We start from the raw sequence: 15395 nt of genomic DNA on the forward strand, positions 1-15395 counted from the left end.
GCTCTACCAACTGAGCTAGTGTCGCATGATTAACCGCATTGCGTTTAATCTGAATTTGGTTGCGGGAGCTGGATTTGAACCAACGACCTTCGGGTTATGAGCCCGACGAGCTACCAAGCTGCTCCATCCCGCGTCCGAATTTTAAAAATCTGGAGCGACACACGAGGTTCGAACTCGTGACCTCAACCTTGGCAAGGTTGCGCTCTACCAACTGAGCTAGTGTCGCATGATTAACCGCATTTGCGCTTAATCTGAATTTGGTTGCGGGAGCTGGATTTGAACCAACGACCTTCGGGTTATGAGCCCGACGAGCTACCAAGCTGCTCCATCCCGCGTCCGAATTCATCATTTAAAGTATGATGACAACTTTACTTTCTACTTAAAGAAAGTGGAGCGACACACGAGGTTCGAACTCGTGACCTCAACCTTGGCAAGGTTGCGCTCTACCAACTGAGCTAGTGTCGCATCAACAACGTTTCCGTCGTTCAGGGCTGCGAATTATAAGAGCATTTTTGTGTGATGCAAGCACTTATCGAAAAAAAATTTGTTTTTTTTATCGTTTGACTAAAAAGCATCCGCTAACAGCATATTTTGCTTAAAAGACCATCACAGCAAGCCTTTTGACTTAAGGCTTCACTTAAATTCGAGCCCACGCATTATGCGAGATAAACCGTTATTCTGACAGAATTATTTGCAACTTATTTTACCCCCGACGTATTTTTAGCCTTACAGATGTTAATCTGTGCGGAAACAGACAGGCATAAAAACATTCACCGTTGAAAATTTCTGCGAAAGAAAGTTTCTGACCAAGGAAGCAAAAGGAATTTGGATTGAGAAGATACCGCTCCCGTCAGCTAAGAAATAAAAGCTCCTTACTACTGCTGCTGTTCAGCGCTTTTCTCTTGCTAGCAGGCTGCGGTTCTATGCCCAAGCCTATGCGTAATCTAGGAAAAAGTGATGTTGATTTTGTGATGGATGTTCATGCTCAACAACAGAAACAGATGTTGATGGAACTGACACGCAAGCTTTATGTCCGCAACCCATGGCAACTCAAGAAAAGCTCAGGCATGACTGTTGATGCGCGTATGGCGCAAATATTTGGTACTTACAACACCATTGAAATCCCATCGCTGGTGTTTGACGAACTCAATGGCGTAACCGGTATAGACGCGATTCTTCTCAGTTTTGATGAAAACTTTCAGGGCGACCGAGTATTTGCCGCTATGGTCGGGTTGACAGAGATGCTTAGGCGCTCCTACAACCACCAGCAAGAATTTTTCATTGTTGATTCTCTCAACGAGCAGTCCCTTTATAACAGCGCTCGGAACATTGAAATTTTTGTCTGGCGGCTTTATCAGCGCAGAGACAGCAAAGGCGAATTGTTTCTGTTATCCAACAGCATAGGTGAAACGGGTCACGATCTAAGCTTTGACCGGTTGTTTGCAAAGATGGTTATGGTTCAGGACATGATGGCGTTAATTGTTGCCGATAAAACTAATCGAGGAATTACCAAGGTGGTTCAAAGTGTCGCTCAGCTCGCCTTCCTCCCAGTGCCATAGAAAACCGCAGTCTGTGCTGCGGCTTGATGGTTCAGCTAATTGTTCAGCTATCGGTGACGTTTAAATCGACATAATGGTTTGACGATAATATTTAAGCTCCGCGATCGATTCACGGATGTCATCCAACGCTAAATGGCTGCCATTTTTTGAGAAGCCATCCAAAACTTCCGGTTTCCAGCGACGAGTCAGCTCTTTCAATGTGCTGACATCGATATAACGATAGTGGAAATACTCTTCTAGTACTGGCATATGTTTGTAGAGAAAACGGCGATCCTGACCGATACTATTACCGCAAATAGGTGATTTACCACGAGGTACCCATTTTTCCAGAAACTCAATCGTTTGAGCAACAGCCTGATCTTCAGTCACCTTACTTTGACGAATACGTTCAACAAGTCCACTACCGGTATGCGTGTTGGTACACCATTCATCCATTTTATCCAGCTCTGACTCTGGTTGATGGATCGCTAACACCGGTCCCTCAGCCAGAATGTTGAGTTCGCTATCGGTGACAATAGTGGCAATTTCGATGATTTTGTGAGTGTCAGGATCTAAGCCAGTCATCTCTAAATCGATCCAAATAAGATTTTGCTCGCTGTAAGACATAAGTGAGTGCCTATATGGGTTTATCAATAAAAGAGGTACTATACCCAAATTCAGATTGCCAAGAAACCTGGCCTAACGCATTTACCGCAATGTATTGGCGGCAAATTTGGCACAAATATCGATCAAATTAATAACGATACCCAAACTACTTGAAGTTGCAGGTAGGCGGCAAGTGAGTGAATCCCCATGAGCATAGATAACTATGTAATTGGGGTGAACGAATGCAGACCCCATATTTAAAAACATAAAGCGCTGCAGCTTCAAGTAGGAAGGGGATAGCATTGTATTCATAAAAGTAGAACATAGTGGCAAAGAAAAAAAAGCTGACGAAAGGTCAAGTTAGGCGCGTAAGAAGCAACCAACATAGAAAACTCCAGCAAGACGAGTCCGTACAGTGGGAAGAGTCGATGCTTGAGAGTGCCAAGTTAGGGTTAGTGATTACTCGCTTTGGGCAACATGCTGATATCGAAGACCCGGAAACCGGCACGATCCACCGCTGTAACCTGCGTCGCGGCATTGAAAGCCTTGTCTCCGGCGATAAAGTTATCTGGCGTCCGGGAAACGAAATCCTTGCTGGTATCTCAGGTGTGGTGGAAGCCGTTGAGCCTCGCACTTCTGTTTTGACTCGCCCTGACTATTATGACGGTTTAAAACCTGTCGCGGCCAACGTTAACCAGATGGTGATTGTCTCTTCAGTATTACCCGAGTTATCGCTCAACATCATCGACCGATATTTGATTGCTTCAGAAACGCTAGAAATTGCGCCATTGATTGTACTTAACAAGACGGATTTGTTAACGCAAGAGCAACGCACACAATATCAACAGTGGCTAGCGGAGTATCAACGTATCGGCTATGAAGTGCTTTACGTTAGCAAGCAGACAGGTGAAGGTATCAAGGCGTTGGAAGAGAAACTGCGCGATAAAATCAATATTTTCGTTGGCCAATCTGGTGTGGGTAAATCCAGCTTAGTCAATGCGCTGATGCCAGAACTTGGTGAAACGGTTGAAGAAGGGGCCATTTCTGAAACGTCGGGCTTAGGTCAGCACACGACCACTGCCGCTCGTCTCTACCACATTCCATCTGGCGGTGATTTGATAGACTCTCCGGGAGTGCGAGAATTTGGTTTATGGCATTTGGAAGCCGATGACATCACCAAAGCGTATGTTGAATTTCGTACTTACTTAGGTGGTTGCAAGTTCAGAGACTGTAAGCACGGCGATGATCCCGGCTGTATATTACGAGAAGCCGTTGAGAAAGGTGAAGTAAGCCGAACTCGATACGAGAACTATCACAGAATCATCGAAAGTATGGATGAAAACAAAGCCAATCGTCAGTATTCGCGTAATAAGAAAGCGGATCTGTAGCGAGATTTTGTTGCCATTTATAACCAAATTGCTGACACCTGTGGCGATTTTCAGTAACATCTCGCGCCCAAAGCTCAAGGTTTGCCGACCTTTTGCGCCAAACAATTTGGTCTATTGACCTAAACACATTGGAATGAAACACAATGGATAAAATTAAAGTTGGACTGCAGTATTGGATTCCACAACACGGTTTAACTCGCTTAGTTGGCAAGTTAGCTTCAGCTAAAGCGGGTGCTCTTACTACAGCCGTTATCCGCTGGTTTATCAAACAATATAACGTCAACATGGATGAAGCGCTGCATTCCGATCCAAAACACTTTAAAACATTTAACGAATTCTTCGTTCGTGAACTGAAACCAGACGCGCGTACCATTATTGAAGATGAGTTAGTCATCACTCACCCAGCCGATGCTTGCGTGAGCCAGTTTGGTCCAATTACCGATGGCAAACTGATTCAAGCGAAAGGTCATGATTTCTCTGCACAAGAGCTGTTAGGTGGCGATGCCCAATTGGCTGAAGAATTCCTTGAAGGTGAATTTGCAACGCTGTATTTGTCCCCTCGTGATTACCATCGTGTACACATGCCATGCGACGGCACTCTACGTCAGATGATTTACGTACCGGGTGACCTGTTTTCAGTAAACCCTTTAACGGCTGAAAATGTGCCAAACCTATTTGCGCGCAACGAACGTGTGGTTTGTATTTTTGATACCGAATTCGGCCCTATGGCACAAGTACTTGTGGGTGCAACCATAGTAGGCAGCATTGAACTGATCTGGGCAGGTACAGTGACACCGCCTCGCGGCAACACGGTTTATCGTTGGCATTACCCAGCAACGGGTGACAAAGCGGTTTCCTTTAACAAAGGACAAGAGATGGGGCGCTTTAAGCTTGGCTCAACAGTCATCAACCTGTTCGCCAAAGACGCCATCCGTTTTGATGACAGTATGCAAAACAACGCACCAACTCAGTTAGGTACGCCGTACGCTCACGTCAACAAATAACGACGTTTTTTGTTTCTTAAATGCCCAGCTTAGTCTGGGCATCTGTTTTTGACCTAAGCCACATATCCATCTTTTATCTCGGCAAATACGCAAAACTTTAACCCTCATCTGAGACCCTATTGATTCAGTGGGTTAACATCTAATGATTGTTTTTAGAATGAGGTTTTACCCATGCCGACATTGCAACCTATGTTGCTCATCAAGCTGTTAGTGTGTCTGTTGATTCCTCTTGGTGTCCTAGTGATGCCAATTGATGCCATTCCTATTGATGACCTCACGATTATTCAGCATCGCTTACTCGCAATCTTCTTACTGGCTGCTCTTTTATGGGTGCTGGAACCCGTTCCTGTGTTTGCTACCTCAATATTTATTATCACACTCGAACTCATCATGATTTCAGATAAAGGACTACATTGGTTTCGTGCACCTGCCGAGGGACACGAGCTAGGGGTTCTTATTCCTTATACCGAGATTTTCGGCGCGTTTTCCTCTCCCATCATCATCTTATTTATGGGTGGCTTCGCACTGGCTATTGCGGCATCAAAATACGAACTCGACAATAACCTCGCGCGCGTACTGCTCAAACCTTTTGGTAGCCAGCCGAAGTTCATCATGCTCGGGCTGATGTTAATTACCTCGGTGTTTTCAATGTTTATGTCCAATACCGCCACCACGGTAATGATGTTGGCACTGTTAGGACCGATTGTGGCCTCTGCACCCAAAGGAGATTTGGGCATTAAAGCGCTGGTGTTATGCATTCCGATCGCCGCTAATACCGGTGGTATTGCCACGCCTATCGGCACGCCACCCAATGCTATCGCGCTGCAATACCTCACTGGCGAGCATTCGATTAGCTTCTTATCGTGGATGATGATGGGGTTACCTTTTGTCTTTATTCAGCTCACCATCGCCTGGTTTTTATTGCAGAAGTTGTTTCCGGCTTCTCAGAAAACCATGACGCTCAAGCTGGAAGGGCGATTTATGCGTAACTGGCGCGCTATCGTGGTGTACATTACTTTTGCCGCCACCATTTTATTGTGGATGACCACCTCATTGCACGGCATGAATACCTACGTGGTTGCGGTGATCCCATTAGCCATATTCACTTTAACCGGCATTATGGGTAAAGAAGAGCTGAAACAGATTAACTGGGATGTACTGTGGCTGGTTGCCGGGGGGATTGCCATCGGCATTGGCTTAGAGCAAACCGGGCTCGCTAAAGCGTTGGCTCACGCGATTGACTATGAGTCTTTATCGCCAATGTCGGTGGTGATTACGCTCTCAATCATTTGCTGGCTGATGGCAAACTTTATGTCTAACACGGCAACCGCAAACTTATTAATGCCTATCGCTGCCGCCATCGGTGCATCGATGCAAAGTTTATCGGGTGTGGGAGGACTCCAAGGATTGCTGATTGTGGTCGCGTTTTCTGCATCTCTAGGGATGATTTTACCCGTTTCGACACCACCAAACTCTCTCGCTTATTCAACCGGTCTGATTGAAAGTAAAGATATGGCGAAAGCAGGTGTGATCATTGGCGTGATAGGTTTGCTGATTGTTTACGCTGCGGTTTGGATGCTGACTTAGCAGAAGAAGTGATACCATTCTGGAAAACTTTCTGATCAGTGAATGGGTGTCGATAAGCAAACCCTCCGAGCCATGGATGGCTCGGCGGAGCCCCATGGAAGGGTTTATGCGTGTTTGCGTTCGATAGCCATTTACTGCCCCACCGATGTCCAATCTGATAATATTTTTATCTAGGATGGTATGAGGCCTCCTCCTCTTCATCAGCAATGATTGCCATGTGGACCATATGAACTATAATAAACGTTCATATGAGCCATTTTTGAGGAAAAACTCATGCCGACAGCAGTATTTAGACCACAAAAAACAAAGCAACGTCACGGTTACTTAGCCAGCATGAATCTTATCGAAAATGCATCTAAATCAATCATGGATGGAATACCGGCAAGCTCCCTTTTACATCTAATGGAAGGCGCAAAAGTCTCAGTAACAACCGTGCACCGGGCGACCAAAATACCATTATCAACCTTAAAAAGACGAGTTAAAGAAGATCAAAACTTCACCACTTTAGAGAGTGATGCAATCTATCGATTAGCAGCTTTACTTGATCAGGCTACAGAGCTGTTCGAAAATGAAGACAAAGCTCGACAATGGCTAGAAACCCCCGTTTATGGTTTAGGCGGTAAGCGTCCCATTGATATGACATCAACCACCGTTGATTTCGAGAGAGTTCAGGATCTCATTGGACGAATTGAGCACGGTGTTTACTCATGAAGCTCTATCGGCTTACGAAGAAAAAATACGCCGACGATCCCTTTTCTTCTATTGGAGCCAGAACATACGGTGGCAGATGGAATTCGAAAGGCACCGAAGCTGTTTATTTTGCGAGTTCAGAATCGCTAGCATGTTTAGAGATTTTAGTTCACATTTCTCACGATCCAGAGCTAATTGATAAGTACGATCTTTATTGCATTGACTTACCCTCTACATTAACGATGGATCTAGCCACAGAATCACTCCCAAAAGACTGGCGACAAATCCCTGAATCCAAAAGTACCCAATTAATTGGCGACGAATTCATTCGAGAAATGACCGATTTTGCCGCACTGGCAGTACCGTCGGTGATTTCACCTAGAGACATAAACTACTTAGTCAATCCGGCTCATGAGGCCATGAGGGAAATATTTGAGTCTGCAAACAAACTCGACTTCCAATTTGATCCTAGAATTTTCAAACTTTCATCAAGACACCACGAATAGTGATTGCTAAATTCACTTTGTTTTCCCAAGCCTTGATGGCATATTAATTTCCCTTTTCTCCCCCCTCTCTCAAGGACAACTCATGGGCTATGAATGGCTGGCACTTGCTGCGGCATTTCTTTGGGCTATCGCCAGTTTACTCTCTGTCACTCCTGCCAGACATCTTGGCACTTTTGCTTATAGCCGATGGAGAATGGGCTCAACCTTTACCATCCTCGCCACTATGGCCTTGATGACAGGTGGTTGGTCAACCGTAGCAGCCTCCGCCATTCCGCCAATGATGCTCTCTGGTCTGATCGGCATTTTTATCGGTGATACGGCTCTCTTTGCTTGTCTAAACCGTATGGGACCTCGCCAATCAGGATTGCTGTTCTCTTGTCACGCGGTATTTTCCACCGTGCTGGGTTACTTTCTGTTTAGTGAAAGCATGACGCCTCTTGAACTATTAGGTTCAACGCTGGTCTTCTCTGGTGTGCTGACCGCGATCTTTTTTGGTCGCAGAGGGCAAAGCAGTAACCATTTGGAAATGGTTCACGGCAATGTGTGGATAGGTTTAGGCTTGGGTTTAACCGCGGCGCTCTGCCAAGCTTTAGGGGGCGTGATTGCAAAGCCCGTGATGCAAACTAGCATTGACCCGGTGGCAGCGTCGTCCATTCGAATGCTGACAGCGTTTGTCGCACACTGCTTGTTGCGAGCGACAGGAGCGCGCGTTGCACGTCCGACGCAAAAAATGAATTGGAATATTTTTGCGATCACCACCATCAACGGTTTTATTGGTATGGCGCTCGGCATGACGCTGATTTTGTATGCCTTGCGTGAAGGAAATGTGGGTATGGTTGCGCTACTTTCTTCCACCACACCTATCATGCTATTGCCTATACTTTGGATCTACACCAAACAAAGACCAAACCGATTTGCTTGGTTAGGGGCGATTGTCGCTGTCGCTGGCACAAGTATTTTGGTCTATTAACGATCTCTTTTACTTTATTAACTCATTATTTTGATTGACTAACTATAAGAATACACAAGCAATTTGAGACAAAAATTTTGATCAATTGGCTACATTTTATTGCAACGATAGGCAGAATCATTGATCTTGCCCTACTGCAACGGCTATAAAGTGTAGTAAAATTACGCTAATTTCAGTTTTTAGTTACTTTGATTTTATTGAATTTGACGAGGTTATAACTATGTCAGCTAAGAAGCCAATGGCTCTAGTGATTCTTGACGGTTGGGGTTACCGTGAAGACAGCAGCAACAATGCTATCAGCAATGCTAATACTCCAGTAATGGATGCTTTAATGGCAAACAACCCAAATACTCTGATTTCGGCTTCTGGTATGGATGTTGGTCTACCTGACGGTCAAATGGGTAACTCTGAAGTTGGTCACACGAACATCGGCGCAGGTCGTATCGTGTACCAAGATCTCACTCGCATCACTAAATCAATCTCTGACGGCGAATTCCAAACTAACCCAGTGTTAGTGGCCGCTATCGATAAAGCCGTTGCGGCTGGTAAAGCAGTCCACCTGATGGGCCTTATGTCTCCAGGTGGCGTTCACTCTCACGAAGATCACATCTATGCAGCGATTGAACTAGCAGCCGCACGTGGCGCAGAGAAAATTTACCTACACTGCTTCCTCGATGGCCGTGATACACCACCTCGCAGCGCAGAAGGTACTTTGCAACGTTTTGACGCACTATTTGCCAAACTAGGCAAAGGCCGTATCGCATCTCTAGTTGGTCGTTACTACGCGATGGACCGTGACAACAACTGGGAACGTGTAGAAAAAGCTTACGATGTGCTAACCGCTGCGCAAGGTGAATTCACTTTCGCTTCTGCACTAGCAGGCCTAGAAGCGGCATACGCTCGTGAAGAAAACGATGAGTTCGTGAAAGCAACAGAAATCCGTGCACAAGGCCAGGAGTCTGCAGCAATGCAAGACGGTGACGCGGTGCTATTTATGAACTACCGTGCTGACCGTGCGCGCCAAATCACGCGCACTTTCGTCACTGATTTTGCCGGTTTCGAACGCAAAGTATTCCCTGCGCTAAACTTTGTTATGCTGACTCAATACGCAGCAGACATTCCTCTGCCAGCGGCTTTCCCACCAGCATCACTAGAGAACACATACGGTGAATGGTTATCGAAAGCAGGTAAAACTCAGCTACGTATCTCTGAAACTGAGAAATACGCACACGTCACTTTCTTCTTCAACGGTGGTGTTGAGAACGAATTTGCCGGTGAAGAGCGTCAACTTGTTGCTTCACCAAAAGTAGCGACTTATGACCTTCAACCAGAAATGAGCTCTGCTGAGCTAACGGACAAGCTGGTTGCAGCGATTAAATCGGGTAAATACGACGCTATCATCTGTAACTACCCGAACGGCGACATGGTTGGCCACACAGGCGTGTACGAAGCGGCAGTTAAAGCTTGTGAAGCGGTTGACGAATGTATCGGCCGTGTTGTGGAAGCTATCAAAGAAGTGGATGGTCAACTACTGATCACGGCTGACCACGGTAACGCAGAAATGATGGTTAACCCTGAAACGGGTGGTGTACACACGGCACACACGAATCTTCCAGTACCACTGGTGTATGTTGGTAACAAAGAGATCGAGTTTATCGAAGGCGGTAAACTGTCTGACCTCGCACCAACCATGCTTGCTCTGACTGGCACTGAAATCCCAGCAGACATGTCTGGTCAAGTGATTTACAAATAAGTAAAACTTGCTAAATGATGATGAAAGCCCTACTCAGTTAGTAATGTCTGTCAGTTAAGCTCAAAAAGACAGAGTTCTCGTTCCCACGGTCTGAAGTGACCCCCAATAATTGGTTGTCCAACTATTGGGGGTCACTTCAGAGCATGGGAACGAGGATTCTCTTAACTGATTGGTATTACTACTCAGTTAGGGCTTTTTTATCGCCAAAATCCGCTTAACGGTAAAAATATCGCCAATAGGTAAATAACTATGACAAAGTTTTTGCATCCGACACTCGCCTCATGCCACGCTTTGAGTATACTGGTTACTCTTTGAATCGATTGGCGAACACCCTTCTTACATGACAAGCACGCCCTACATGACAAGCACGTTAAGGCACTACCTAAAGCACTACTTCGCCAGTATGGCGTTGTGTGTCTGTTTTTCAGTTTTGTCGGTTTCTCAAGTTCTTGCGGCCTCACAGCAAGAGTTAAAGGGGGTAGCTGGAGAAATCTCTCGTCAGAAACAGGAATTATCCAAACAGCAAGGGCAACTTGATCAGCTACAACAATCTCTGAAGCAGCAAGAGATCAATATTTCAAATTTGGAAAAGCAGATTAAAGACAGCAAAAGTGACTTAACATCAGCCAATCACAACATCAACAAGCTTCAGGCGAACATTAAACAACTGGAAAGCCAACGCACTCAACAAGCTGACAAATTAAAACAACTGCTGCAAACCTATTACGTCACTCAGAATGCGACTACCAAGGGTAACTTACTCAATAACAATGTGGATGAAGATCGTATTAGCCAATACTTCCAGCATTTGGCGCAAGCACGCAGTGAAACCATTCAGGCATTGAAACAGACCCGGGAACAACTTGAAGAAAACCAAAAACAGCTTCAGCTTGAGAGAGACCAAATTGCATCTCTGCTAGAGCAACAAACCAACAAGCGTGATCAACTGGCGAAGACGCAGTCGGAGCGTAAAGGTACGGTCAACAAAATTCAGAAAAGCATTTCCGGTGACAAAGTTTACCTCGCAGAGCTGCAACGTAATGAAACCCGCTTAAAAGCGGAAATAGCCAAAGCCGCCAAACGTAATGCCATTCCGATGGATGGCATTAGCCAGCAACGTGGTAAACTTAGCTGGCCGGTCAAAGGCTCGGTATTACACAACTTTGGTGAGCGTCAAACCGGTCAGGTTGATTGGAAAGGCATTGTGATTGCAGCCAATTATGGTCAGGCGGTGACGGCGGTTTATCCGGGTACCGTGGTATTTGCTGAATATCTGCGTGGTTATGGATTAGTCGTGCTGCTCGATCATGGTAAAGGCGACATGACCTTATACGGTTTCAATCAGTCTTTGATGAAAAAAGAGGGCGATAAAGTTACCGCTGGTGAAACCATCGCTCTCGCTGGCGATACCGGAGGTCAAGCCAGACCAAGCCTCTATTTTGAAGTTCGCCGCAACAGCCGGGCAGAAAACCCGCGCACCTGGTTAACCCGATAGCTTATCAACCCGATAGCTTGCCAATCCAGTGACCAAGCCGAACCATCCATAAACATAAACTATCACTCGCAACAATCAATTTGCCTTATGCATATTTGCAGGCATATTCTATTAGGCGCTTAGCCAAAGCCTTGTCAGATAAGTCTTAACTCCTATTCATCGGCAAAATCCATGCGAAAAACGGGTTAAAATTAAACTCTCGATTAACCACTCCATCATCATTATGTGTATTACTGAAAAAGCGAAACAGCTCATCGCAGATAGCACTGACATTTTAACGCACAGTGTCATCACATTAGGAATTCAGCACGGCTACATTACCTACACGTCAAATATCAATGCAGCCTGGCGTGAATCCGTTGTCGGTGTTTCCAAAGGTTTAACTGTTTTGTTATCTAGTGAAAAAGTACACACCATGGATCCTAATATCCATATGGAACTTAATGATTGGGATGAAGAAATCACTGCTTATTTCCGTCAGCGTGCCATCGTGCATCAAAAAAGAGCCATCGAACTCTATATGTACACAGGGCTACTGAAATATTATCGGCGGGCTTATATCGATTTAATTCAATCACTGGATGCCAGTGATCACGATATTCTCTGGCTACTTTCGTTAATTCACGGTTACTTTGACCGTGGTGACGCCATCACCTGTTACGAATACCAAAAACTATCGTCTAACTCAAATCAAGAGCTGGAAGAGATCAAACAGAGCCACAGTGAAGTGCTCGACCACAAGAATCAGTTGTTATCGATTATCGAAAGTATCGACCAACCTTTATTTGATATTGACAACAAAGGTTGTATTCGCCACGCCAACGGGCTAGGACATAAAATATTGGCGCAGCACTCTCACCCCACCGATGAGCACAGCTATTGGAACGTTAACTTAGATAGCAAAGGCTTCAACGTTAATAATCTGATCCCCGATTTCAGCATCAACAGTGAGTCCGATAAGAGCAATAAACATCTGTACAACATCATCAATATTCACGGCACACCTTATGAATTGTACTTCTATACATACAAAGGCGTGGTGCCCAATAGTGATAAACACGATTCAATCATCGTGATGCTACGTGATATATCGAGTTTGGTGGCCTATGAAAACCAACTCGAATCTGAGCGACAAAAGCGTTTTGCCGAGAAAGAAGAAATTATTCAAGTTCTGGGGGAAATTCTTGAAAACCGTTCGGATGAAACGGGCTTACATGTTCGACGTGTCGCATGCGTGGCAAGCACATTAGCCATGCTGCATGGTTTGGATCATGATGATGTGACCACTATTTATACCGCAAGCCCGCTGCACGATGTGGGCAAAATCGCAGTACCTGACGCGATACTAAACAAACCCGGCAAACTCACCAAACAAGAGTTTTCCGTGGTGAAAAAACATGCCGAAGTGGGGCGAAACTTGCTACAAGGGAGCGATTCACACCTAATGCAGATGGCTTGTATTATCGCCCATGAACACCACGAGAGATGGGATGGTAACGGTTATCCTTGCGGAAAAGCGGGTGAAGATATCCATATCTTTGCTCGCATTGTGGCGATTGCCGATGTCTTTGACGCCTTACTGAGCAAGCGCCCGTACAAGAATGTTTGGGCGAAAGAAGAAGTCCTACAAGAATTTATTGACCAAAAAGGCAAGCACTTTGACCCAGAGTTAACTCAACTGCTTATCGACAACTTCGAAGCGCTCGCTCAGTTACACGCTCAGGCAGATGAGTTCAGCTTGCCGCAGATTAACCAACTGCACACCATCAACTGCGCTGTGGTATAGCCACACAACAGTCAACATTGGAATCAGAGAAGGAAAATCAATCGGCGGCTTCCTTTATTGTTTACGGTAATAATCTTCAACAGCGCTCATCAGCGTCGCAAGGTCTTTTTCTGGCAGACGATTAATTCCACCAGCCGCTTCTCTTCCGCCGCCCGTAGCAAACTGCGCACACAATTCTCCTGCCCCTTGCTTATTGTTGAGTGGAGCACGCAGAGAAACAGCATAATTTTCAGTATCGATCTGAGTCAGCACAAGATGCGCTTGTGAGGGGGACTGATTGGCAATCAAATTGCCATACACCCCACTGATACGGTGCGAGAAATCTTCATCGGGCAGCTCAAAGACTCTTAAAACGTCACTTTCGTAGTAACTCGCGACAGAAACAGCCAATAAAGTGTCCGCTTCATAAGCGGCTTTTAAAGCGTAATAAGGCGACGCGTGATCGTTAATCACATCCCATGGCGACGAATAATTCAGTAATGTTTGATAGAGCGTTGCCGGATGGAAATGCAACTGCTCAATACTTTTCCCATAACCATTGTAGTTGATAAGAGTACCAAGCTGTTTAAGCTGAGTAGACTCCGCCTCAGTGAACCCGGCCTCTTGACACATTCGGTCTGCAATACTATTAAGATTATCCCCATAAGCAGCCGCAATTGCCCAAGGGCGATATTTCCCGTCCAAAAGGCGGTCGATGATAAGTGCCGTACACATATTTGGTTCTAAATAAATATGCGCTACCAGTTGGTGATGAGTCGGAATATCTCCGGCTTGATGATGATCGGCATAAAACACCTCAGCCCCAGCATCAAGTGCAGCCAACAGAGCCGTGCTGTTTTTCTGCAGCGAAATATCCAGCACAGTAAGCGAGTCACCCGCTTGCGGGTTCAATTTTTCAAGTAACTGAATATCGCGTTTCACCCCAGTGACTAATTGCGCGTCACGAGGCTCGGCAAGCCTGAGCTGAAGAAGTGAGATGATACCATCGGCATCACCATTAAAAACGTCGTAGTGCATGGGAAATGAGTCTTTAAACGTAAATCGATAAACGTACTGATAGCCTATAAACTATCAGTGTTGCTTGCGTTACCAAAAGACATAAAAATTATAACTCATGCCCATTCAACAGATTAGGCATAAAGAGATTGTATCCCATCCTCTAACAGTTGTAGCTGCTCAATGCCTTGCTCCGTGGCACACGGTTTCACCAATGAAATGGCTTGCAGCATACCTTGATAAATAACTCGCTCAGTGATTTTGGTTTTCAAACACATTGCTGACTGGTACGCCAGCCAACCGGAGTAAACCATATGCAATGATGTCACTAAAGTTTCCAGTTCCTCTTTTTCAACCTCAAGCAGCTCCATATCAACAAAGTTCTGCATAATATTAATCAAGTTCACATGCAGTTTCTGTTGGGAAGAGATGTATTCAACATGCAATTCTTCATCACGCTGTAAGATTTCCGGCAAGTTTGAATAGAAGAAACGATACTTCCACATCAAATTAAACATGGAGTCCAGATAGTGCTTTAACAGCGTTAAGCTTTCATATTGCCCTTGCAGCGGCGTAAAACGTTCAATCAACTCTTGCGAATACAACGCAAAAATCTCTCGTACTATCTCCTGTTTATTGCGGAAGTGATAATAGAGATTCCCCGGGCTGATTTGCAGATAGGCAGCAATATGGTTAGTTGTGATGGCACGCTCACCATTTTCATTAAAAAGCTCTAGGGCGGCGTGAACAATTTTGTCTCTTGTCTTCATTAGCTTGCCAGATTGTCATTGACTCTATCGCAGTATAAATCAGAGATAGCTAAAGTAAAATCGAGTAGGGTGAGGCGTTACCGCCTCATCCCTCTCACAGAACCGTACGTACGGACCTCGTATACGGCTCATGCATACTTCCATTCAGCATAATTGCTAAACACATACCCTGTTCCTACTTGCTCAAGATTTACCAACCCCAGTTCGTTGAACCATTGGTTTGGCATCGCATAACTGGCTAGAGGACTTTGCGCATTTCTCCAACTACTCATTCGGATAAATCTAAACGGCGGCTTATATCCAAGC

Annotated in this window: 13 protein-coding genes, 4 tRNA genes and 1 pseudogene; 10 read left to right on the forward strand and 8 right to left on the reverse strand. The window is 45.3% G+C overall.

The genetic code is table 11. The annotated features are described in order from the left end of the window. Positions 1-56 precede the first annotated feature (56 nt). The 4 genes from ACK5MF_RS17610 to ACK5MF_RS17625 all read right to left on the reverse strand — a co-directional run bounded on the left by ACK5MF_RS17610 (position 57) and on the right by ACK5MF_RS17625 (position 465). Positions 57-133, reverse strand: a tRNA-Met gene (locus ACK5MF_RS17610). Between the two features lie 17 nt (positions 134-150). After that, positions 151-226: transfer RNA gene (locus ACK5MF_RS17615), tRNA-Gly, on the reverse strand. 32 nt (positions 227-258) lie between these two features. Then, positions 259-335 (reverse strand) — tRNA-Met (locus ACK5MF_RS17620). A gap of 54 nt (positions 336-389) precedes the next feature. Next, positions 390-465 (reverse strand) — tRNA-Gly (locus ACK5MF_RS17625). 413 nt (positions 466-878) lie between these two features. Between ACK5MF_RS17625 and ACK5MF_RS17630 the strand changes: the two genes are divergently transcribed. After that, positions 879-1559 carry a hypothetical protein gene (locus tag ACK5MF_RS17630; RefSeq protein ID WP_416923850.1) on the forward strand — a complete coding sequence of 227 codons (681 nt, stop codon included), beginning with the start codon at positions 879-881 and terminating at the stop codon, positions 1557-1559. A gap of 60 nt (positions 1560-1619) precedes the next feature. On the opposite strand, the gene orn is transcribed toward ACK5MF_RS17630, so the two are convergent. Beyond that, positions 1620-2165, reverse strand: a complete 546-nt coding sequence (orn, locus tag ACK5MF_RS17635) for an oligoribonuclease (protein WP_416923838.1) — start codon at positions 2163-2165, stop codon at positions 1620-1622. Positions 2166-2470: 305 nt separating this feature from the next. Between orn and rsgA the strand changes: the two genes are divergently transcribed. The 9 genes from rsgA to ACK5MF_RS17680 all read left to right on the forward strand — a co-directional run bounded on the left by rsgA (position 2471) and on the right by ACK5MF_RS17680 (position 13323). Beyond that, entirely contained in the window at positions 2471-3532 is a 1062-nt protein-coding gene (gene rsgA, locus ACK5MF_RS17640; protein WP_416923839.1) for a small ribosomal subunit biogenesis GTPase RsgA, read from the forward strand. Positions 3533-3675: 143 nt separating this feature from the next. Continuing rightward, positions 3676-4536, forward strand: a complete 861-nt coding sequence (asd, locus tag ACK5MF_RS17645) for an archaetidylserine decarboxylase (RefSeq protein ID WP_416923840.1) — start codon at positions 3676-3678, stop codon at positions 4534-4536. A gap of 171 nt (positions 4537-4707) precedes the next feature. Beyond that, on the forward strand, positions 4708-6123 hold the full coding sequence (locus ACK5MF_RS17650; RefSeq protein WP_416923841.1) for an SLC13 family permease: 1416 nt from the start codon (positions 4708-4710) through the stop codon (positions 6121-6123). A gap of 273 nt (positions 6124-6396) precedes the next feature. Continuing rightward, positions 6397-6834, forward strand: a complete 438-nt coding sequence (locus ACK5MF_RS17655; protein WP_416923842.1) for an antitoxin Xre/MbcA/ParS toxin-binding domain-containing protein — start codon at positions 6397-6399, stop codon at positions 6832-6834. Then, positions 6831-7319, forward strand: a complete 489-nt coding sequence (locus tag ACK5MF_RS17660) for an RES family NAD+ phosphorylase (RefSeq protein ID WP_416923843.1) — start codon at positions 6831-6833, stop codon at positions 7317-7319. The genes ACK5MF_RS17655 and ACK5MF_RS17660 overlap by 4 nt, the downstream gene beginning before the upstream one ends. An 82-nt stretch (positions 7320-7401) precedes the next feature. Beyond that, positions 7402-8289, forward strand: coding sequence for a DMT family transporter (locus ACK5MF_RS17665; protein WP_416923844.1), 888 nt, complete (start codon positions 7402-7404; stop codon positions 8287-8289). A 220-nt stretch (positions 8290-8509) separates the two neighbouring features. Beyond that, positions 8510-10042, forward strand: a complete 1533-nt coding sequence (gene gpmM, locus ACK5MF_RS17670; protein ID WP_416923845.1) for a 2,3-bisphosphoglycerate-independent phosphoglycerate mutase — start codon at positions 8510-8512, stop codon at positions 10040-10042. Between the two features lie 358 nt (positions 10043-10400). Further along, entirely contained in the window at positions 10401-11537 is a 1137-nt protein-coding gene (locus ACK5MF_RS17675; RefSeq protein ID WP_416923846.1) for a murein hydrolase activator EnvC family protein, read from the forward strand. 223 nt (positions 11538-11760) lie between these two features. Then, on the forward strand, positions 11761-13323 hold the full coding sequence (locus ACK5MF_RS17680) for an HD domain-containing phosphohydrolase (protein ID WP_416923847.1): 1563 nt from the start codon (positions 11761-11763) through the stop codon (positions 13321-13323). 54 nt (positions 13324-13377) lie between these two features. Here the strand turns inward: ACK5MF_RS17680 and ACK5MF_RS17685 are convergent, their stop codons facing one another. The 3 genes and pseudogenes from ACK5MF_RS17685 to ACK5MF_RS17695 form a co-directional block, all read right to left on the reverse strand. Continuing rightward, positions 13378-14340: a DHH family phosphoesterase gene (locus ACK5MF_RS17685; protein WP_416923848.1), complete on the reverse strand. Its 963-nt coding sequence runs from the start codon at positions 14338-14340 to the stop codon at positions 13378-13380. Between the two features lie 113 nt (positions 14341-14453). Continuing rightward, a complete protein-coding gene (locus ACK5MF_RS17690) occupies positions 14454-15089 on the reverse strand; it encodes a TetR/AcrR family transcriptional regulator (protein WP_416923849.1) in 636 nt (211 codons plus the stop codon). 128 nt (positions 15090-15217) lie between these two features. Then, a pseudogene (locus tag ACK5MF_RS17695) lies at positions 15218-15395 on the reverse strand (group II intron reverse transcriptase/maturase); the annotation flags it as partial.

Source organism: Vibrio sp. (genome assembly GCF_047973365.1).
GTDB lineage: Bacteria > Pseudomonadota > Gammaproteobacteria > Enterobacterales > Vibrionaceae > Vibrio.